This window comes from Ferrovum myxofaciens (assembly GCF_000735045.1).
GTDB lineage: Bacteria > Pseudomonadota > Gammaproteobacteria > Burkholderiales > Ferrovaceae > Ferrovum > Ferrovum myxofaciens.
The window spans coordinates 44,107-63,347 of the sequence record NZ_JPOQ01000074.1; the positions used below are offsets into that span (position 1 = coordinate 44,107).

The 19,241-nt window shown below is 55.2% G+C and carries 18 protein-coding genes; 16 read left to right on the plus strand and 2 right to left on the minus strand.

Annotated elements, in window-relative coordinates; genetic code table 11:
• Window positions 1-7 precede the first annotated feature (7 nt).
• Genes ligA through IV91_RS0109240 form a run of 3 tightly spaced genes read left to right on the plus strand, consistent with a single transcriptional unit; the run spans window position 8 to window position 3,435 of the window.
• Window positions 8-2,029 carry an NAD-dependent DNA ligase LigA gene (gene ligA / locus IV91_RS0109230; protein WP_035417600.1) on the plus strand — a complete coding sequence of 674 codons (2,022 nt, stop codon included), beginning with the start codon at window positions 8-10 and terminating at the stop codon, window positions 2,027-2,029.
• Complete coding sequence (gene galU / locus IV91_RS0109235; protein ID WP_031597804.1) at window positions 2,029-2,895, plus strand: UTP--glucose-1-phosphate uridylyltransferase GalU; 867 nt, start codon at window positions 2,029-2,031, stop codon at window positions 2,893-2,895. Before ligA ends, galU begins: the two co-directional genes overlap by 1 nt.
• On the plus strand, window positions 2,896-3,435 hold the full coding sequence (locus tag IV91_RS0109240) for a peptide deformylase (protein ID WP_031597805.1): 540 nt from the start codon (window positions 2,896-2,898) through the stop codon (window positions 3,433-3,435).
• On the opposite strand, the gene IV91_RS0109245 is transcribed toward IV91_RS0109240, so the two are convergent.
• Both IV91_RS0109245 and map read right to left on the minus strand, forming a co-directional pair.
• Complete coding sequence (locus tag IV91_RS0109245) at window positions 3,415-6,009, minus strand: [protein-PII] uridylyltransferase (protein WP_051862447.1); 2,595 nt, start codon at window positions 6,007-6,009, stop codon at window positions 3,415-3,417. The two genes, IV91_RS0109240 and IV91_RS0109245, sit on opposite strands and share 21 nt — an antisense overlap.
• A gap of 2 nt (window positions 6,010-6,011) precedes the next feature.
• Complete coding sequence (gene map / locus IV91_RS0109250) at window positions 6,012-6,809, minus strand: type I methionyl aminopeptidase (protein WP_031597807.1); 798 nt, start codon at window positions 6,807-6,809, stop codon at window positions 6,012-6,014.
• A gap of 152 nt (window positions 6,810-6,961) precedes the next feature.
• Here map and rpsB point away from each other — a divergent pair, with 152 nt between their 5' ends.
• From rpsB to lpxA, 13 genes are all read left to right on the plus strand, one after another.
• A complete protein-coding gene (rpsB, locus tag IV91_RS0109255; RefSeq protein ID WP_031597808.1) occupies window positions 6,962-7,705 on the plus strand; it encodes a 30S ribosomal protein S2 in 744 nt (247 codons plus the stop codon).
• Window positions 7,706-7,767: 62 nt separating this feature from the next.
• The gene (gene tsf / locus IV91_RS0109260) at window positions 7,768-8,652 is read left to right on the plus strand and encodes a translation elongation factor Ts (protein ID WP_031597809.1); all 885 of its coding nucleotides are present in this window, start codon (window positions 7,768-7,770) and stop codon (window positions 8,650-8,652) included.
• 12 nt (window positions 8,653-8,664) lie between these two features.
• Window positions 8,665-9,378, plus strand: a complete 714-nt coding sequence (gene pyrH / locus IV91_RS0109265) for a UMP kinase (protein ID WP_031597810.1) — start codon at window positions 8,665-8,667, stop codon at window positions 9,376-9,378.
• Between the two features lie 14 nt (window positions 9,379-9,392).
• Window positions 9,393-9,950, plus strand: coding sequence for a ribosome recycling factor (gene frr / locus IV91_RS0109270; RefSeq protein ID WP_031597811.1), 558 nt, complete (start codon window positions 9,393-9,395; stop codon window positions 9,948-9,950).
• A gap of 20 nt (window positions 9,951-9,970) precedes the next feature.
• On the plus strand, window positions 9,971-10,729 hold the full coding sequence (gene uppS / locus IV91_RS0109275; RefSeq protein ID WP_031597812.1) for a polyprenyl diphosphate synthase: 759 nt from the start codon (window positions 9,971-9,973) through the stop codon (window positions 10,727-10,729).
• On the plus strand, window positions 10,708-11,517 hold the full coding sequence (locus IV91_RS0109280; protein WP_031597813.1) for a phosphatidate cytidylyltransferase: 810 nt from the start codon (window positions 10,708-10,710) through the stop codon (window positions 11,515-11,517). The genes uppS and IV91_RS0109280 overlap by 22 nt, the downstream gene beginning before the upstream one ends.
• The gene (gene dxr, locus IV91_RS0109285; protein WP_031597814.1) at window positions 11,514-12,698 is read left to right on the plus strand and encodes a 1-deoxy-D-xylulose-5-phosphate reductoisomerase; all 1,185 of its coding nucleotides are present in this window, start codon (window positions 11,514-11,516) and stop codon (window positions 12,696-12,698) included. The genes IV91_RS0109280 and dxr overlap by 4 nt, the downstream gene beginning before the upstream one ends.
• A complete protein-coding gene (gene rseP, locus IV91_RS0109290) occupies window positions 12,692-14,056 on the plus strand; it encodes an RIP metalloprotease RseP (RefSeq protein ID WP_051862449.1) in 1,365 nt (454 codons plus the stop codon). The genes dxr and rseP overlap by 7 nt, the downstream gene beginning before the upstream one ends.
• A 13-nt stretch (window positions 14,057-14,069) precedes the next feature.
• The gene (gene bamA / locus IV91_RS0109295; RefSeq protein ID WP_031597817.1) at window positions 14,070-16,367 is read left to right on the plus strand and encodes an outer membrane protein assembly factor BamA; all 2,298 of its coding nucleotides are present in this window, start codon (window positions 14,070-14,072) and stop codon (window positions 16,365-16,367) included.
• Window positions 16,368-16,388: 21 nt separating this feature from the next.
• Window positions 16,389-16,910 carry an OmpH/Skp family outer membrane protein gene (locus IV91_RS0109300; protein ID WP_031597818.1) on the plus strand — a complete coding sequence of 174 codons (522 nt, stop codon included), beginning with the start codon at window positions 16,389-16,391 and terminating at the stop codon, window positions 16,908-16,910.
• A gap of 8 nt (window positions 16,911-16,918) precedes the next feature.
• Entirely contained in the window at window positions 16,919-17,956 is a 1,038-nt protein-coding gene (gene lpxD, locus IV91_RS0109305) for a UDP-3-O-(3-hydroxymyristoyl)glucosamine N-acyltransferase (protein ID WP_031597819.1), read from the plus strand.
• A 30-nt stretch (window positions 17,957-17,986) separates the two neighbouring features.
• Entirely contained in the window at window positions 17,987-18,433 is a 447-nt protein-coding gene (gene fabZ / locus IV91_RS0109310) for a 3-hydroxyacyl-ACP dehydratase FabZ (protein ID WP_035417634.1), read from the plus strand.
• 9 nt (window positions 18,434-18,442) lie between these two features.
• The gene (gene lpxA, locus IV91_RS0109315) at window positions 18,443-19,240 is read left to right on the plus strand and encodes an acyl-ACP--UDP-N-acetylglucosamine O-acyltransferase (protein ID WP_031597822.1); all 798 of its coding nucleotides are present in this window, start codon (window positions 18,443-18,445) and stop codon (window positions 19,238-19,240) included.
• Window position 19,241 lies beyond the last annotated feature (1 nt).

Here is a 19,241-nt window from a genome sequence, read left to right on the forward strand (position 1 = left end):
GGGGCACATGGATGAAATTGCCCGTCTGCATCTTCTGCAGGATAAACTGAAGCATTACAATCAGGAATACCACGGGTTCGATGCGCCCACGATTCCCGATGCGGAATATGATGCGCTGTATCGGGAACTGGCGGCATTGGAAGCCCGGCATCCTGATCAGGTCAGGGCGGATTCCCCCACTCAGCAAGTGGGATCTCTGGATTTGCGCCGCAACGTGCGCCTGGTTCGCCACCGTGAACCCATGCTGAGTCTGAATAATGGATTTGATTTTCACGATCTCCAGGAATTTGATCGGCGGGTTCGAATGGGATTGGGCGTGGAGGCGGTGGCCTATTGTTGTGAACCAAAATTCGATGGTCTGGCCATCAACCTGTTGTATCGTGGGGGCACTCTGGTGCAGGGTGCCACGCGCGGCGATGGTGAGAAGGGAGAAGAGGTAACTGCCAATCTGATGACGGTGAAAAGTATTCCCCGGCGTATGCAGGGTTCTGAACCCTGGCCAGAGTGGTTGGAGGTGCGCGGAGAAGTCCTGATGCTCAAGAAGGACTTCGAACAACTCAATCAGCGTCAGACAAGGGCAGGAGAACGAGCCTTCGTCAATCCGCGCAATGCCGCCGCAGGCGCTTTGCGCCAACTGGACCCGGCAGAAACGGCCCGTCGTCCCCTGGTCTTTCTGGCTTATGGTGTGGGCGGAGTCTCTCCTGGCTATGAACTGCCGGATCATCAGGATGCGTTACTGCGTTGGCTGGGCACGCTGGGGTTTCCCGTGGCAGAAGAGGTCCAGGTGGTCCAGGGCGAAAGCGGGCTCCGGGCGTTTTTTGAGAATCTGGGCGCGCGCCGCGCTTCCCTGCCTTACGAAGTGGATGGGGTGGTCTATAAGGTCAATGCACGCATTGCCCAGCAGAGGTTGGGGTTTGTCACCCGTGCGCCGCGTTTTGCTCTGGCGCACAAGTTTCCTGCCGAAGAGGCATTGAGTACGGTGGAAGCCATCGAGGTTCAAGTGGGGCGTACCGGTACGTTGACTCCTGTGGCGCATTTGAAGCCCGTATTCGTGGGGGGAGTGACGGTAATGCGCGCAACCCTGCATAATGACGAGGAAATTCGTCGTAAGGATATCCGGGTGGGAGATCAGGTCTGGGTCCGCCGTGCAGGCGATGTCATTCCGGAAGTGGTACGGGTGGTTCGGGAACTTCGCCCTGCAGACACAGTGGCTTTTGAGATGCCCCTCACCTGTCCGGTATGTGGATGTCCAGCGCGACGGCTTCCGGAGGAAATTTCCTGGCGCTGTAGTGGAGGCCTCCACTGCCCGGCTCAACGCAAGCAGGCATTACTGCATTTTGTCGGACGACGTGCCATGAATGTGGAAGGACTGGGTGAGAAACTGGTGGATGCTCTGGTGGAACGCGCCTGGGTGACGGAACCTGCCGATCTTTACCGCCTGACCCTCGAACAATGGGCTTCATTGCCCCGCATGGCGATGAAATCCGCAGAAAATCTGGTGCAATCCCTGGAACGTAGCAAGGAAACCACCTTGGCACGGTTTCTGTTCGCCTTGGGAATTCGCCAGATCGGCGAACGCACGGCCCAGGATCTGGCACTTCATTTCGGGACGCTGGAAGACGTGATGGAAGCCGACGAAACCCGTTTGCAGGAAGTGGTGGAGATTGGTCCCGTGGTAGCCCAATCCCTGCGAGAATTTTTTTCCGGAGAACGCAATCGGCAGATCATCGCGCACCTGCGTGCCCAGGGTATCCACTGGTACGAAAATACCCGGAATCGGCAGGCTGTGCAGGTTTTGGCGGGTTTGACCTTTGTCTTGACCGGAACTCTGGCCCGTTATTCCCGGGAGGAAGCCAGGGAACGTATTGAGCAAGCCGGGGGAAAGGTGGTGGGCAGTTTGTCCCGTTCGACTCATTATCTGGTGGTGGGGCGGGATCCGGGCAGCAAGGTCGCGCAGGCACAAAAATTGGGCATCCCGATGCTTGATGAGGATCAGTGGGATAAACTTTTCAAGGAAATCAATGCATGATCAAAAAAATTCGTAAAGCAGTATTTCCGGTGGCAGGAATGGGGAGCCGATTTTTACCTGCGACCAAGGCCAGTCCCAAGGAAATGTTGCCGGTGGTGGACAAGCCATTGATTCAATACGCAGTGGAAGAAGCCGTGGCGGCGGGCATCACAGAAATGATTTTTGTGACGGGTCGCGGTAAGAGAGCAATAGAAGATCACTTCGACAAAGCTTATGAATTGGAGGCTGAACTGGCTCAACGGGGGAAAGACCGAATGTTGGAAATCGTTCGTAATCTGCCGCCCTCGGGGGTAAGTTGTGCCTATGTCCGACAGCCGGAAGCCTTGGGATTGGGCCATGCCATCTTGTGTGCGGCGCCTTTGGTGGGGGATGAACCTTTTGCCGTGGTACTGGCAGATGATTTGATCGATTCAAAGGTTCCGGTGTTACGTCAGATGATGGAATGGTACGAAAAAAGTGGTTCCTCTGTTCTGGGGGTGCAGCAAGTGCCCCGTGCACAGACCGGACAATATGGTATCGTCCAGACGGAACATGGGATGGGCGAGTATTTGAGGGTTACGGGAATCGTGGAGAAACCCGCGCCGGATCGGGCTCCTTCAACTTTGGCGGTGGTTGGGCGTTATATTTTGACCCCGTCGGTTTTCGACACCCTGCGCGAAGTGGCACCGGGGGCGGGCGGGGAAATTCAGTTGACCGACGGGATTGCCCGTCTGCTGGAGCGTGAAATGGTTCTGGCTTGTCCCTTTGAGGGAGTACGTTATGATTGCGGAAGCAAGTTGGGTTATCTCAAGGCAACGGTGACCTATGGTTTGCGCCACGAAGAAACCGGGACTGCTTTTGCCCATTGGCTGGCAGAGCGAACCTGAATGGCGGTGCGTCCTATTGTGAGAATGGGCCATCCTGCCCTGTGCTCTCCCGCTGTGTCGGTGGCGGAGGAGGAATGGCCCTGCTTGCCCGAGTTGGTTCAGGATCTGGAAGACACCTTGCTCAAGGCGGAGGGGGTGGGGCTGGCCGCGCCACAGATTGGTGTGGGGTGGAGAGTCGTCTTGTTTGGTTTCGAGGCCAGTGCACGTTATCCCGATGCGGCGCCGATTCCCCGCACCCTCCTCATCAATCCGGTCTGGCGACCTTTGGGGGATGACCAGGAAGAGGGATGGGAAGGGTGCCTGTCCGTCCCGGGGATGCGTGGCTGGGTTCCCCGTGCCCAACATCTTTATTACGCGGGCTGGAATCTGCAGCGGGAATGGATCGAACGAACCGTCAGTGGTTTTCATGCGCGGGTAGTACAACATGAATGTGACCATCTGGACGGGATCCTCTACCCCAGTCGAATTCGGGATTTCAGCCGTTTCGGTTTCATCGAGGAATTGTTTCCCGACCCCGAACTACGTCCGGCTGGTGACTGATTCTGTGGGCATGGGAGACTGTTCCTGAGAGACTTCGTGCAGCAGGTCGTCATGCAGACACTGGCGTTCTGTCGGATTATCCAGGCGTGGAGAAGAAATCAGAAAGACGTCTTCCACCCGTTCGCCCAAGGTATTGATGCGGGCCCCGTGCAGATCGATGTCGTGGCGCAGAAAAACGCAGGCCAGTCGGTACAGCAAGCCGGGGCGGTCACCGGCTACCACGGTCAGGGGGACCTGACCATCGCGTTCCGGATCTCCCAACAGGATGCGCGCGGGATAGGGAAAATGGCGAAGTTGGCGGGGCAGGCGTGACCTGCGCGGGGTAGGAAGAGGACCGGGATGATCCAGTTGTTCCTGTAATTCGTTTTCTATGCGTTTGAGTTGCGTTCGATAATGTTCCACCGAACTGTGGTGGGGCAGCACCTGAAAGGTGTCAAGGGCATGCTGATCCAGGGTGGTGTGGATGCGGGCGGCAACAATGGCTTGGCCGGAACGCTCGAAGTATTCGCAAAGGTGGGCAAACAAACCGGTTCGATCCGGGCTGTAGATCAGAACCTGGAATCCTTCCCCCACCGGTGAAAGACGTGCCCGTACCCGGGGTTTCGAAGATCCGGTGCAACCTTGCAAACTGCGGGCATGCCATGCGATGTCCCGGATTTCATGGCGTCGGAAATAGCCGTCTTCCAGGGTCTTCCACAAGGTCACTTCGGAAACCTCTTGCAAGCCATAGTGTTTCAGAATCTCCAGGGCCTGAGTTTGGCGATTTGTGCTGGGTTCGTCATGAGTTATTTGTTCTCCTTCCAGAACCTGTGCGGTCAGGCGATACAGATCCTCCAGTAGTTTTCCTTTCCAGGCATTCCATACCTTGGGACTGGTGCCCCGGATATCGGCCACGGTGAGCAGGTAGAGGGCAGTCAGACGACGCAGGTTTCCCGTTTGTTCCGCAAAACGGCAGATTACTGCAGGATCTGAAAGGTCCTGTTTCTGGGCCACTGCAGAAAAATTGAGATGTTGTTCCACCAGCCAGGCCACCAACTGTGTATCGGTTCGGGGCAAATGGTGTTGGCGACAAAAATAGAGGGCATCCGAACGACCAAGTTGGGCATGATTTCCGCCCCGACCTTTGGCAATATCATGAAAAAGTGCCGCCAGGATCAACAGATCAGGCCGGTCAAATTGTTGCATCAGGGTGGAGCAGAGAGGGAATTCATGATTAAAACGGGGCAGGGCAAAGCGACGCAGGTTACGGATGACCTTCAGAGTATGCTCATCCACGGTATAGGCATGGTACAGGTCATGCTGCATTTGTCCCACGATGCGTCCAAAGGCGGGCAGGTAACGTCCCAGAACCCCCAGATAATTCATGCGTTTCAGGACATCGGCGGTTCGTGCCGGTTGCCTGAGGATTTCGAGAAACTGCTGCTGATGCACCGGGTTGGAACGAAAAGCCGCATTGATGTGGCGTTTTCCCCGCCAGACGGCACGCAGAACATCGGGTGTGAAACCACGCAGGTCAGGGTATTGCTGGAGAAGAAGGAAGGCATTGAAGAGGAGTTCCGGTTTCTGATCCAGAAGGGTACCGGGGGTGGTGCCCAGCAAATCTCCCTGTCGTACGAAGGGATCTTGCAGGAGAACAGGAGGTAGGTGCACAGGGCGGGTGCGTGCCTCAATTTGCTCCACTAGAATGGCATTCATCAATAGAACAGATTTGGCGGTTTTGTAGTAGGCTTGCATCAACCCTTCGCTGGCGCGTCGTTGTGCGCTGTCTTGCCAACCGAGCTGAAGCGCGAGGGAGGTCTGATAATCGAAGAGGAGGCGGTCTTCGCGGCGTTGCGCAAGACCCTGCAGACGAATCCGCAAATCCTGTAAAAACCCCCAGCGTGTACGGGCCTGTCGTGCTTCTGCTGCGCTGATCAGTCCCGCCTGGGTGAAAGAGGCCCACCCAGGATTCAACCCCGCTCCCCATGCGATCCAGGAAATGGTGTGCAGATCCCGCAGTCCGCCCGGACTTTCCTTGAGGTTGGGTTCCAGGTTGAAGGCCGTATCGTGGTGTTTGTGATGACGCTGGCGCTGTTCCTGGATCTTGCCGGCTCTGAAGGCGTTCAGGTCCAGAGTGGCGGGAAGTTTTTGACAAAGTTCCTGTTGGGCCCGTCGTTTCCCGCTGAGAAATCGTTGTTCGGACAGATTGGTGGCGATGGTCAGGTCCTGAACGGCTTCTTTCAGGCATTCGGCTTCGGTGCGGACGCTGTGACCGACTTCCAGTCCAATATCCCAGAGGGTACCAATGAAAGATTCGATGCGTTGGGTGAGGAAGCCGTTTTCTTGACCGGGCAACAGGATGAGCAGATCGATGTCGGAATAGGGATACAACTCCCCGCGTCCATAGCCGCCCACAGCCACCAAGGTGGCATCTTGTTTGAAGTCGTGGGTGCTCCAGAGTTGGCGCAGGGTTTCATCCACGACGGCACACCATTGCTTGAGCAGGCGTCGAGGGGAGGGTTGGCGCAGGTAGGCTTCAAAAAGTTCGGCTCTTTTCTTTTGAAGTTGGGATTTGAGCGTGGCAGTGGCGTGCATGGTCAGGGGGCGGGAGGTGTTCCGGAAGAGAGGGTCAGAACTTCGAACCCCTCTGGTGTTACCAGGATCGTATGTTCCCACTGGGCAGACAGGCTATGATCTGCGGTGACAATGGTCCAGCCATCGCCCAATGGTCGGATATCCCGCCGCCCGGCATTGATCATGGGTTCGATGGTGAAAATCATGCCGGCTTCGAGGCGCAAGCCGCTGCCTTTTTTGCCGTAATGGAGGACCTGAGGTTCTTCGTGAAAGTGACGCCCGATGCCGTGACCACAAAACTCGCGGACTACGCTGTACCCCGCTTTTTCGGCAAAGGTCTGAATGGCATGGCCGATGTCTCCCAGATGGTGGCCTGGAGCGACGGCCCGGATGCCGTGCCAGAGAGATTCATAAGTCAGGTCGCAAAGACGGCGGGCCTGTTTGCTGATTTCTCCCACACAGAACATGCGGCTGGTATCCCCATGAAATCCTTCCTTGATGACGGTGATGTCGAGATTGACGATGTCTCCATTCTTGAGGATGCGGTCGCCGGGAATGCCGTGACAGACCTGATGGTTGACCGAAGTGCAAATCGAACGGGGATAGGGCCGATGTCCCTTGGGCGCATAATTCAGGGGGGCCGGGATGGTGTGTTGAACCTCGACCATGTAGTCATGGCACAGGCGATCCAAATGGTCGGTGGTGACGCCCGGAACCACGTGGGGCGTAATGTAGTCCAGCACTTCGGCAGCGAGGCGACAGGCGATACGCATTTTGTGAATTTCTTCGGGGTTTTTCAGAGTGACTGCAGAAGAAGACATGAGTTCGGAATTTGGCTTGGTTGATTATTATGAAGTCGGGATGGTATCATAAAGGGCTTTATAGCAATTTCACACGCCGGTTAAAACACAGGGTGCCTTGGAAAAGGTGAAATGGACCGGCGGCGGCTCAACCCTCGATCAGGAGTTTTACCATGTCAGTCACCATGCGACAAATGCTGGAAGCCGGAGTTCATTTTGGACACCAGACCCGTTACTGGAATCCCAAGATGGCTCCTTTCATTTTTGGTCACCGCAACAAGATCCACATCATCAATCTGGAGAAGACCCTTCCTCTTTATCAGGAAGCCATGAACTTTGTGCGTCGTTTGTCTGCCAATAATCAGTCGATCCTGTTTGTGGGGACCAAGCGTCAGGCTCGCGATATCGTGCGCGAGGAAGCGCTGCGGGCGGGGTCTCCTTTTGTGGACCACCGCTGGTTGGGCGGGATGCTCACAAATTTCAAAACGGTCAAGCAATCGATCAAGCGTCTCAATGAACTTTCCTTGATGATCGAAGATGGTTCCATGGATCGTTTGTCCAAGAAAGAAGCCCTCACCTATCAGCGCGAAAAAGACAAACTGGCGCGCAGTCTGGGGGGGATCGTGTCCATGAATGGTGTGCCGGATGCATTGTTCGTGATTGACGTGGGCTATCAAAAAAATGCCGTGGTGGAAGCACGCAAGTTGGGGATTCCCATCATTGGCATTGTGGATACCAATAACTCCACGGAAGGCATTGATTATGTCATTCCGGGGAACGATGATTCGACGCGCGCCATTCGACTCTATGCCCGCGGGGTAGCAGATGCCATTCTGGAAGGACGTGCCCAAAGCCTTAACGAGGCCATTTCAGGGGAAGAATTTGTCGAAGAGGAAAGTGACGTATCCGAGGTCTGAAGAGTCGGGCACTGACGCCCCTGCCAGGCAGGGGTTTCCAGATTAATTGTAAGGAGTGGGCTATGGCGGAAATTACCGCATCGATGGTGAAAGAACTGCGTGAACGTACAGGCTTGGGGATGATGGAATGCAAGAAGGCTTTGACCGAGGCTCAGGGAGATATGAAAGCCGCGGAAGACCTGTTGCGCATTCGGAGCGGAGCCAAGGCCAGCAAAGCCGCCACCAGGGTGGCGGCGGAAGGTGTGGTGGCGGTGGCTATCCATGCCGATGCCCGGGTTGGCGCGCTGGTGGAAGTCAACTGCGAAACTGACTTTGTGGCCAAGAATGAAGAGTTCATGGACTTTGCGCGCGCGGCAGCCGAGTGTGTGGTGCACAACAACCCGGTGACAGTGGAGGCATTGGCTCAGTGTTCTCTGCCCGGTGGCGGCGTTCTTGAAGACGTGCGGCAGGCTCTGGTCATGAAGTTGGGTGAAAATATGACCTTGCGTCGTTTTACTCGTTACGAGACCACGGGGCATCTGGCTCAGTACAAGCACGGGCAAAAAATTGGCGTGTTGGTGGATATGATCGGGGGAGATGGGGCGCTGGGCCGTGACATTGCCATGCATATTGCAGCCAGCAAACCGGTATGTGTTTCCAGGACAGAGATTCCCGCTGAGTTGCTCCAGCACGAGCGCGAAATTTACACGGCGCAAGCAGCAGAGTCAGGAAAACCTGCAGAGATCATCGCCAAGATGGTGGAGGGGCGGGTTCAGAAATATTTGGCCGAGGTAACCCTGGTTGGGCAACCCTTTGTCAAGAATCCGGACCAAACCGTGGAAGTTTTGCTCAAAAGTCGGGGTGCCAGCGTGCAACGCTTCTCCATGCTGGTGGTGGGCGAGGGTATCGAGAAAAAAGTCGAGAACTTTGCCGATGAAGTCGCCGCAGCCGCAGGTACGATGGCTTAATCAGGGAAGACCATGAAACTTGCTTACCAACGCATTCTCTTGAAATTGTCGGGCGAAGCTCTGATGGGGGAGGATGCGTACGGCATCAATCGAGCCACGATCGATCGTATCGTGGCCGAGATTGCCGCCGTTGTACGACAGGGTGTGCAAGTTGCCGTGGTGATTGGAGGGGGCAATATTTTTCGGGGGCTGGCACCTGGTGCCATAGGAATGGACCGTGCCACCGCCGATTACATGGGAATGCTGGCCACGGTCATGAATGCCTTGGCTTTGCAGGATGCCATGCGTCGGGTGGAGGTGGTTAGCCGGGTTCAGTCGGCCCTGAATCTGGAGCAGGTGGCTGAACCTTACATTCGTGGCAAGGCATTGCGTTATCTGGAAGAAGGCAAGGTGGTGATTTTTGCTGCGGGGACGGGCAATCCGTTTTTTACGACGGATACGGCAGCGGCGCTGCGAGGAGCAGAGATCAGTGCTGAGGTAGTGCTCAAAGCAACCAAAGTAGACGGGATTTATACGGATGATCCGAAAAAGAACCCGGATGCTCGCCGCTATTTACGCCTTACCTTTGAAGAGGCCATTGTCAACAATCTGAAAGTGATGGATGCGACGGCACTGACTCTGTGTCGGGATCAGAACCTGCCCATTGGCGTGTTTAGCATTTTTAAACCGGGTGCTTTGATGCGTGTTGTTCGGGGCGAACCCGAAGGCACCTTCGTGACGAATTGAAAGGGTCATGTCAGATGATTTCCGATATCAAAAAGACTACCGAACAGAAAATGGCCAAATCCGTGGAAACCCTCAAGGCGGATTTGGCCAAGGTGCGAACGGGGCGAGCCCATGCCGGTTTGCTGGATCACATTCGAGTGGATTATTACGGAACCCCTACTCCGCTTAGCCAGGTGGCGAGCATCAATCTGGTGGATGCCCGAACCATTGGGGTCAATCCCTACGAGAAAAAAATGGGTGCGGTGATCGAAAAGGCCATCCGGGAGTCTGACCTCGGTCTCAATCCTTCCTCTCAGGGGGATCTGATTCGGGTGCCCATGCCTTCTTTAACCGAAGAACGGCGGCGCGACCTGACCAAAGTGGTCAAGGCTGAATCCGAAGGCGGACGCGTGGCGGTACGAAATATTCGAAGGGATGCCCTGGCACAGTTCAAGGATATGGTCAAAGCCAAAACTCTTTCGGAAGATGAGGAGCGGCGTGCGCAGGAGGACATCCAGAAAATGACCGATCGCTTCATTCAAGAAATCGACAAGATGCTGGCCGTCAAGGAAGCCGAGTTGATGGCGGTTTGACGGTTCGGCGCGAACCTGCCATGGTCAGGGTAAAAAGTTCCACCCAGACGATTCCGGACGTCGCTACGATTCCTCGCCATATTGCCATCATCATGGACGGCAATGGGCGCTGGGCTCGTCGGCGTCTTTTGCCGCGGATTGCAGGACATCGCAAGGGAAGCGAGGCGGTGCGTACCCTGGTGGAATCTGGCTTGCAACAGGGCATTCCCTACCTGACCCTGTTTGCTTTCAGCAGTGAAAACTGGCGCCGTCCAGCAGATGAGGTCAGTTTGCTCATGCAACTTTTCATGCACATGCTGGAAAAAGAAATTCAGCAACTGCACGGGGCTGGAGTGCGTTTACGCGTGATCGGAGACCGCTCTCCCCTGGGTAAAAAATTGCAGGCGCTGATCGAAGAAGCAGAACGTTTGACTTTGGATAACCAGGCGCTGACCTTGACACTTGCGGTGAATTATGGGGGACGTTGGGATATTCTGCAGGCAGTCAACGCCTGGCACCGAGCCAATCTTTCCTCGGTGCACTCCATGACCGAAGCGGATTTGCAGGCGCATCTCTGCCTGGGTGACTTACCAGAACCCGACTTGTTCATTCGCACCGGGGGTGAGCAGCGCATCAGCAATTTTCTGCTTTGGCAATTGGCCTACACAGAATTTTATTTTACCGAAACTCTCTGGCCAGACTTTGATCGGGTTGCGCTGGATCAGGCCATTCTTTCCTATCAGAGCCGTGAACGACGTTTTGGTCGGACCAGTGAACAATGCTCCGCACACGGCTCCTGACCGCGTCTGTACTTTTATTGGTGGTGGGTCTGAGTTTGTTCTGGGCTCCCCCTCAAGTCTGGGATGGCCTGGTGGCTGGGGTCATGCTTTGGGCGGGTTGGGAGTGGGCAGGGCTGGCGAAAGCGATTTTCTGGCAGCGCTGCCTGTATGCCCTGCTGCTCCTGCTGTTTTATCAGATTGGAGGGGAGCCTTTCTGGCAAAACCTGTGGATGGAAGTATCTCTGGTCTTCTGGGTTGCCCTGGTTCCGCTGTGGATGAAACAGCAATGGCAGGTCAGTGGAATCCCTCTTCTCGCCGTCGGTTTCCTGGTACTGCTTCCCACAGGCTGGTCCCTCACACTGCTACAACATCAGGGTAACCTCGTGCTTCTGGCCCTCATGGCCGTACTCTGGATATCCGACAGCGCGGCTTATTTTACCGGTCGTATCTGGGGGAAACACCGATTAGCCCCCTCTATCAGTCCGGGAAAAACCTGGGAAGGCGTGGCGGGTGCAGGGCTGGCAGCGACGGTCTATGGAGGGGTCTGGTGGAAACTGGCATCCATGGGATCCTCCCCCATGGCCCAACTGGTCAATCACCTGGGATGGGTCTGGTTCCTGCTCATTTGGGGCCTGGTGGGGTTGGGTATTTTGGGAGATCTGTTTGAATCCTGGATCAAACGTTGTGCCGGCGTCAAGGACAGCGGCAGTGGATTGCCGGGGCATGGCGGGGTTCTGGACCGAATCGATGCGCTGACGGCGACGCTTCCCCTGGCCGCCCTGAGCATTCATCTGCTGGGGGGAGCATGAAGCAACACTTGACCATTCTGGGCGCCACCGGCAGCATCGGCGTAAGTACCCTGGAGGTCCTTCGACGACATCCGGAATGCTATGAAATTCATGCCTTGACCGCGCATCGTAATCTACTTGGATTGGCACGTCAGTGCGTGGACTTTCGTCCCCGTCTGGCTGTGGTGCCCGAGGCGGCTCAACTGGATGAACTGGCACGGATCCTGCGCATGTTGGACCCCCACTGTCCCACGGTATTGAGGGCAGGGGAAGGGGCCCTCGAAGAGGTTGCTTCGGCTCCGGAAGTCACCACGGTGATGGCGGCCATTGTAGGCGCTGCGGGTTTGGCATCCACTTTGGCAGCGGCCCGCTCGGGGAAAAAAATACTTCTGGCCAATAAAGAATCTCTGGTCATGTCCGGTCCCTTGATGATGCAGGCCGTTGTACAGGGTGGCGCTTGTCTGCTTCCCGTGGACAGCGAGCATAATGCCATTTTTCAATGCTGGCCGAAGGACGAAGGAGGTCGTTCTGGCGTGGAAAAAGTACTATTGACGGCCTCCGGGGGCCCTTTCCTGAACACTCCGTTGCAGGATTTGGTAAAAGTCACGCCGGAACAAGCGTGTCAGCACCCCAAATGGCGTATGGGTAAAAAGATTTCGGTGGACTCGGCAACCATGATGAACAAGGGGTTGGAGTTGATTGAAGCCTGCTGGTTATTTGGCTTGCCGCCTGAAAAAGTTGAAATCGTCATTCATCCCCAGAGCCTGATTCACTCTCTGGTGGGGTTCATCGATGGTTCGTTCTTGGCCCAATTGGGACACACGGACATGAGAATTCCCATTGCCCATGCCTTGGCCTATCCCCAACGTCAATCCTCCGGTGTGCCTTTGCTGGATTTGACCGTGGCGGGGCCTTTAACTTTTTTGCCTTTGGAGCGGCAACGTTTTCCAGCAGTGGCACTGGCAGAACAGGCCATGCAGGCCGGGGGAACGGCTCCTGCCCTGCTGAATGCAGCCAATGAGGTAGCGGTGGCGGCGTTCCTGGCGGGACACTTGAATTTTCGGGCGATTACCGACACCATTGCGCAGGTGCTCGACCAACTTCCCACTCAAGCATGTACCACCTTGGAAGAAGTCATGGAGGCGGATCGACGGGCGCGACACTCCGCTGAGTTGATTCTGTCCGGGAGAAACCCGTGTTGAATGGGGGCGTGGGTACCCTTGGGGCTTTCTTGCTGGCGCTCAGTTGTCTGATCTTCATTCACGAGTTGGGGCATTTCGCGGTGGCCCGATGGGTTGGAGTCAAAGTCCTGCGTTTTTCCATCGGTTTTGGGCGTCCGATATGGCGTCGACAAGCAAAAAACGGAACTGAGTGGGTAGTGGCTCTCATTCCACTGGGTGGATACGTACGCATGCTGGACGAACGTGAGGGGCCAGTGTCTCCGCGAGAAGTCCACCAGGCCTTCAACCAAAAATCCCTGGCCCAACGAAGTGCGGTTGTGGTGGCGGGTCCCTTGGCGAATTTTCTGTTGGCCTGGTTATTATTCAGTTTGCTTTATGCACTGGGGATTCCCGGACAGCGACCTTGTTTGGACGCACCAGAGCCAGGTACCCTGGCGTGGAAAGCGGGGATCCGGGCGGGGGAGTGTGTGTCCAGTCTGGAAGGAGGGGCGATCCGCACCTGGCAGGACTTCGAGTTGGAATGGCCCGGAGCGGTTCGGGGTCGGGGCACCGTGACGTTGGTGACACGGAATGACCAAGGCCAGGAAAAAGTACATCCACTGACCACAGCACAAGTCACCTCGGCGACAGAAGAAGGGGTGGAAGGGAGCGGTTTTCATTTGTGGACTCCCCCCTTGCCTCCGGTGGTGGGACAGGTCATTCCGGACAGCGTGGCGGACAAGGCCGGACTGAAACCTTTGGATCGGTTGCTGCGGGTGGCGGGACAACCGGTGGAAACCTGGGTGCAAGTGGTAAGGATCGTGGAAAATCATCCCCAGGCCGTGGTGGAAATAGAACTACAGCGTGCCGGTCAAACCCGGCGAGTTCAGGTCATTCCCCGGGCAGTGGAATTGCCCAATGGGCACCAGATCGGGCGGATTGGCATCAGCCCGCAGGTTACCGAGGCCATGCGCCGTCAATGGACAGTTCTTGACAAGGATTCTCCTCTGAGGGCGCTTTGGCATGGTGCCGTAAAAACCGGGTCACTCACCCTGTTGACCCTGAATTCCTTTGGTCAGATGATCACAGGACAGGCTTCCCTGGATAATCTGGGAGGGCCGGTCCGGATCGCATCGCTGGCGGGAGACAGTGCTCGCCTGGGGTTATTACCCTATTTACAATTCATGGCGTTGATCAGTATCAGCTTGGGGGTCCTTAATTTATTGCCTATTCCCTTATTGGATGGGGGGCATTTGTTGTATCATGCGGTGGAGTGGGTGAGGGGTCGACCTTTGTCCGCAGAAATCATGAGTCTCACCCAGCGGTTTGGCTTTTTTTTGCTGGCGGGACTCATGGTTTTTTCCTTCCTTAATGATTTGCGCCATTTTTTTAATCACTGATTCTGCTTATCTCATGTTTTTTCGTTCACTGATATTTCTGTTCTGGATGTGTTGGAGTTCACTGGCGTTGGCCTTGGCGCCGATCACGATTCAGGATATCCGGGTGGAAGGCGCACAACGGATCGAACCGGGGACGATTTTCAGTTATCTGCCCCTCAAGGTGGGCGATACCATTACCACGGAGAAAGCTTCTGCCGCGCTGAAGGCGCTCTATGACACCGGGTTTTTTTCCGATGTGCGCCTTGAATCCGATGGTAATGTTCTGGTGGTCTACGTCCAGGAACGTCCTTCCATCGCCCGTCTTGAAATCAACGGTGCAAAATCCTTTACCAAGGATCAACTCAAGGATGCCTTGAAAACCATTGGGATTGCAGAATCTCGGATCTATGATAAATCCTTGCTGGACAAGGCAGAGAAAGAACTCAAACGACAGTATCTGGGAAAAGGAAAATATTCGACGCAAGTATCCACCACTGTGACCCCGCTTCCCCGCAATCGAGTGGCACTGGCCTTTAACATTGTGGAAGGGGAAGCAGCGCACATTCGTGAAATCAACATTGTCGGAGCCCATGCTTTTTCCGCCAAGGAACTGCAGGACCAACTACAGTTGAATACGCCCAACTGGCTGTCCTGGTACACCAAAAATGATCAGTATTCCAAACAGAAATTGTCCGGTGACCTGGAGGCCTTGCGTTCCTATTATCAGGATCGGGGTTACCTGGAGTTTGCCGTGGATTCCACTCAGGTGTCCATTTCCCCGGACAAACAGGATGTCTATATCAGCGTTAATATCACCGAAGGACAACCCTATAGGGTGTCGGATGTGAAACTGGCGGGCCAATTTTTGGTACCTGAAGCAGAGTTGCGAAAACTGCTCACACTCAAACCGGGGGATTTGTTCTCTCGCGAAAAAGTCACGACTTCCACCAAGGCGATTGCGGATCGATTGGCCAAGGATGGTTACTCCTTTGCCAATATCAATGCCAATCCGGAAATCGACAAGGAGCACCATACCGCCGCTTTTACCTTTGTCATCGACCCCGGAAGACGGGTGTACGTGCGCCGGGTCAATATTTATGGGAATACCACGACCCGGGATGAAGTGATTCGGCGCGAAATCCGCCAGATGGAAGGGGCCTGGTACTCTGTGGAGAAGGTCAACCGTTCCAAGGAACGGATCGACCGTCTGGGTTTCTTCTCCGAGGTAACGGTGGACAGTCCGCCCGTGCCCGGCACCACCGATCAGGTGGACGTCAACTTTACGGTGGCAGAACGCCAGACCGGTTCCATCCAGTTGGGGGCAGGCTACTCCAATGCCGAAGGCATCATTTTGAGTGCGGGGATTACCCAGAGCAACCTGTTTGGGAGTGGTAACTCACTTTCCTTCGGAGTCAGTACCGGCTTGGTGACACGCACCTATTCCGTTGCCTATACCAATCCCTATTGGACCGAGGAAGGCATCGCCCGTACCATCAGTTTGTATGACCGTTCCATCGATACCTCCTATCTGATCGGGGTCAGTCCCTATTCGACCCGGACTTTGGGAGCCGATGTGACCTATACCATACCGGTTTCGGAAGTGAACGCCTATTCTCTCGGGTATGGATTTGAAGCCACCAGCGTAGGGGTGTTCAACACCAGTCCTGCGGAGTATGTGGATTTCGTCAACCAGTTCGGTTCACAGGCCAAGGCTATCAAGGTGAGTATGGGGTATACCCACGATACCCGGGACAGCATCATCTACCCGATGAAGGGGTGGAGCCAGAAATATGGAGTGGAAGTGGGGGTACCTGGTGAAAATCTGACTTACTACCGAGCAACGGCCAGTGAGCAGGTACTCACTCCCGTGAGTCAGAATACGACACTTTCCCTGTCAGGTCAGTTGGGTTATGCCAATGGTTATGGGGGGGTACCCTTGCCTTTCTACAAAAACTTCTTTGCCGGTGGGGTAGGATCAGTGCGGGGATACTTCCCGGGCAGTCTGGGACCCCAGGTTTATGATAATTATGGTAACCTCCTGAACCTTGGAGGGAACAAGATGATTACAGGCAGTGCCGAATACTTCTTTCCCTTGCCGGGTTCGAAGGGTACGGACAAGTCTTTCCGCCTGAGTACGTTCGTGGATACCGGGAACGTTTACGGCTACAATCAGGGCTTTTCAATCCCGCAACTGCGTTACTCTGCAGGGGTTGCCCTGTCCTGGTATTCGCCCATGGGGCCCCTCGAGTTCAGTTACGCCGCCCCCTTTCACTATAACTCAGTCACTGATAACATTGAGCGACTACAATTTCAGTTAGGTAATACGTTCTAAACTTGAAGAGAGATGCCCCACATGCATAAGATCGCCAAATCCGTTTCCTTGCTGTTCGCCTTCTTTTTATTGAGTTCATCGGTCATGGCCATCGAACTGAAGGTGGGTTGGATCAATATCGAGCGAATTTTTCGCGAGGCAGCGCCTGCTCAGGCGGCCACTAAAAAGCTGGAGAAAGAATTTGACAAACGCCAGGTAGAATTGCAAAAAATGGGTAAGCAGATCCAGGAACAGCAAGCCGAACTGGACAAGAACGGAATGACCATGAGCGAGGGCGAACGCGCACACAAGGAGCGTGATCTGGCCAATCTGAACCGCGATTTTCAACGCATGCAACGGGAATTTCGGGAAGATCTCAATACGCGTCGCAACGAGGAATTTGCTTCCATTCAGGAACGGGCCAACAAAGCTATCAAGGAAATTGCCACTACAGAGAATTATGACCTGATTCTGACGGATGCCATTTATGCCGGACCCCGCATCGATATCACCGACAAGGTCATCCGGATCATCGATAGCGGCAGTAGTAGTGGCGGTAAATAACTTCATTCATGCGTGGACAGTGTACTTACACCCTGGGCGAACTGGCCCGGATCTGTGGCGTCGAGGTTGAGGGAGATCCCTGCACCCTGATTGAAGGAGTGGGGACTCTGGAGGGGGCGGAGCCTGGCGAGATCACTTTTTTGACCAATCCGCTGTATCGGGCGCAATTGGGTCATACGCGCGCCACCGCCGTGATTCTCAAGAAACAGGATCGGGAAGCCACGGATTTGCCCTGCTTGATCACGGATAACCCGCATGGATGTTATGCTCGGGTAGCCCAGAAACTTTTTCCTGAGGTCAGGCCCCAACCGGGTATTCATGGGACGGCAGAGATTCATCCCGAGGCACGGGTCTCTCCCCTCGCCAGTATCGGAGCGCAAGCGGTAATCGGGGCGGGTGCCCTGATCGACGATGGGGTGGTGGTGGGGGCAGGTGGGTACGTGGGTGAAAGGGTTCACCTGGCTCAGGATGTATTCCTGTATCCGCGCGTCACCCTGTATGCAGGCGTGACCTTAGGCCCCCGCACCCTGGTGCATTCCGGCGTCGTGATCGGAGCAGATGGTTTTGGGATGGCCTGGCAGGAAGGACGATGGTTAAAGATTCCCCAGGTGGGGAGTGTGCGTATCGGGGCAGATGTGGAAATCGGGGCCAACACCACCATCGATCGCGGGGCCATTGAGGATACGGTCATCGAGGAAGGGGTCAAGTTGGATAACCTGATTCAGATTGCTCATAACTGCCGAATCGGGGCTCATACCGTGATTGCGGGGTGTACGGGTATTTCAGGGAGTTCCCGGATCGGAGCGCGCTGTCGAATTGGTGGAGGCGTGGGCATTGTGGGGCACGTGGAGATTTGTGACGGCGTTACGGTGTCCGGATTTTCCTTGATCACCAAGTCCATCACCCAACCTGGAGTATATACTTCGGCCATTCCCAGTCAGCCTCATCGCGAGTGGTTACATACTTTGGCGCATTTGAGGGGGCTTCCAGAATGGGCAGAACGGATTCGCAGGCTTGAAATGGCGCAGGTGCAGCATGATCACTAAATTAAGAAGGGAGAATGAACGATGAGTGGCATGGACATCAATGAAATCATGGAATACCTTCCTCATCGGTATCCTTTTCTCATGGTCGATCGGGTTCTGGAGGTTACGCCGGGCAAGTCCATTGTGGCGATCAAAAATGTCAGTCGTAACGAAGAGTATTTTCAAGGACATTTCCCTCACCATCCGGTTATGCCCGGTGTGTTGATCATCGAATCCCTGGCTCAAGCAGCTGCTCTGCTCAGTTTCAAGACGGAAGGCATCAAGCCGGATGGAAAAATCGTGACCTATTTCGTCGGAATTGATCAAGCCCGTTTTCGCAATCCGGTTTTTCCCGGCGATCAGTTGCGGCTTGAGGTCTCCTTGTTGCGGCATTCCTATAAAATCTGGAAGTTTTCTGCCAAAGCCTGGGTGGAAGATCGCGTGGCGGCAGAGGCCCAACTGATGTGCGCAGAAAAAAATCTGGTCGAATCCGCGTAAAACTCATTCATGAATCCCTGGAATTCTGAAGATGTTCTCCGTCATCCGACGGCCTTGATTCATCCTGACGCAGTACTGGCGCCCAATGTGCGGGTCGGCGCTTACAGTTTGATCGGTCCCGGTGTCACGGTGGGCGCAGGAACGGTCATCCATGACCATGTGCGCATTGCAGGCCGGACCACCATCGGCCAACGTAACCGGATCTACTCATTTTGTTCTTTGGGGGGCGAACCTCAGGACAAAAAGTACCGGGGTGAAGAGTCGGCCTTGGAGATTGGCGATGACAACACCATTCGCGAGTTTTGTACCTTCAATCTGGGCACCGAAGAGGATGTGGGGGTGACCCGACTGGGGAACCATAACTGGATCATGGCCTACGTTCATCTGGCCCATGACTGTCAGGTGGGTCACCATACCACTTTTGCCAACCATGCCACCTTGGCCGGGCATGTTCATGTGGGCGACTGGGTGACGCTGGGGGGGTTTGTTGGGGTGCACCAATTCGTACGGATTGGTGCACACAGTTTCATTGGCATTTCTGCGGTCATCACTCAGGATGTTCCTCCTTATCTGCTGGTGGCAGGAATTCCGGCGGCACCCCACGGCATCAATGCAGAAGGGTTGAAGCGCCGAGGATTCACGACAGAAGAGTTGAGTGTGCTCAAACAGGCATACCGCAAATTATATCGTTCGGGATTATCCCTGGAACAGGCCCAGCAGGAACTGACGCTTTTGGCACAGAACGCGCCCTGTGTGCTTCCCTTGCGGGAATTTCTTGACCAGTCTGCCCGCGGTATCCTGCGCTGAT

Bases quoted from the DNA above. Each gene is read 5' to 3' on its own strand.
- ligA (WP_035417600.1), top strand. From the start codon at position 8: ATGGATGAAATTGCCCGTCTGCATCTTCTGCAGGATAAACTGAAGCAT.
- IV91_RS0109240 (WP_031597805.1), top strand. From the start codon at position 2,896: ATGGCGGTGCGTCCTATTGTGAGAATGGGCCATCCTGCCCTGTGCTCT.
- IV91_RS0109245 (WP_051862447.1), bottom strand. From the start codon at position 6,009: ATGCACGCCACTGCCACGCTCAAATCCCAACTTCAAAAGAAAAGAGCC.
- map (WP_031597807.1), bottom strand. From the start codon at position 6,809: ATGTCTTCTTCTGCAGTCACTCTGAAAAACCCCGAAGAAATTCACAAA.
- rpsB (WP_031597808.1), top strand. From the start codon at position 6,962: ATGTCAGTCACCATGCGACAAATGCTGGAAGCCGGAGTTCATTTTGGA.
- tsf (WP_031597809.1), top strand. From the start codon at position 7,768: ATGGCGGAAATTACCGCATCGATGGTGAAAGAACTGCGTGAACGTACA.
- pyrH (WP_031597810.1), top strand. From the start codon at position 8,665: ATGAAACTTGCTTACCAACGCATTCTCTTGAAATTGTCGGGCGAAGCT.
- frr (WP_031597811.1), top strand. From the start codon at position 9,393: ATGATTTCCGATATCAAAAAGACTACCGAACAGAAAATGGCCAAATCC.
- uppS (WP_031597812.1), top strand. From the start codon at position 9,971: ATGGTCAGGGTAAAAAGTTCCACCCAGACGATTCCGGACGTCGCTACG.
- IV91_RS0109280 (WP_031597813.1), top strand. From the start codon at position 10,708: ATGCTCCGCACACGGCTCCTGACCGCGTCTGTACTTTTATTGGTGGTG.
- dxr (WP_031597814.1), top strand. From the start codon at position 11,514: ATGAAGCAACACTTGACCATTCTGGGCGCCACCGGCAGCATCGGCGTA.
- bamA (WP_031597817.1), top strand. From the start codon at position 14,070: ATGTTTTTTCGTTCACTGATATTTCTGTTCTGGATGTGTTGGAGTTCA.
- IV91_RS0109300 (WP_031597818.1), top strand. From the start codon at position 16,389: ATGCATAAGATCGCCAAATCCGTTTCCTTGCTGTTCGCCTTCTTTTTA.
- lpxD (WP_031597819.1), top strand. From the start codon at position 16,919: ATGCGTGGACAGTGTACTTACACCCTGGGCGAACTGGCCCGGATCTGT.
- fabZ (WP_035417634.1), top strand. From the start codon at position 17,987: ATGGACATCAATGAAATCATGGAATACCTTCCTCATCGGTATCCTTTT.
- lpxA (WP_031597822.1), top strand. From the start codon at position 18,443: ATGAATCCCTGGAATTCTGAAGATGTTCTCCGTCATCCGACGGCCTTG.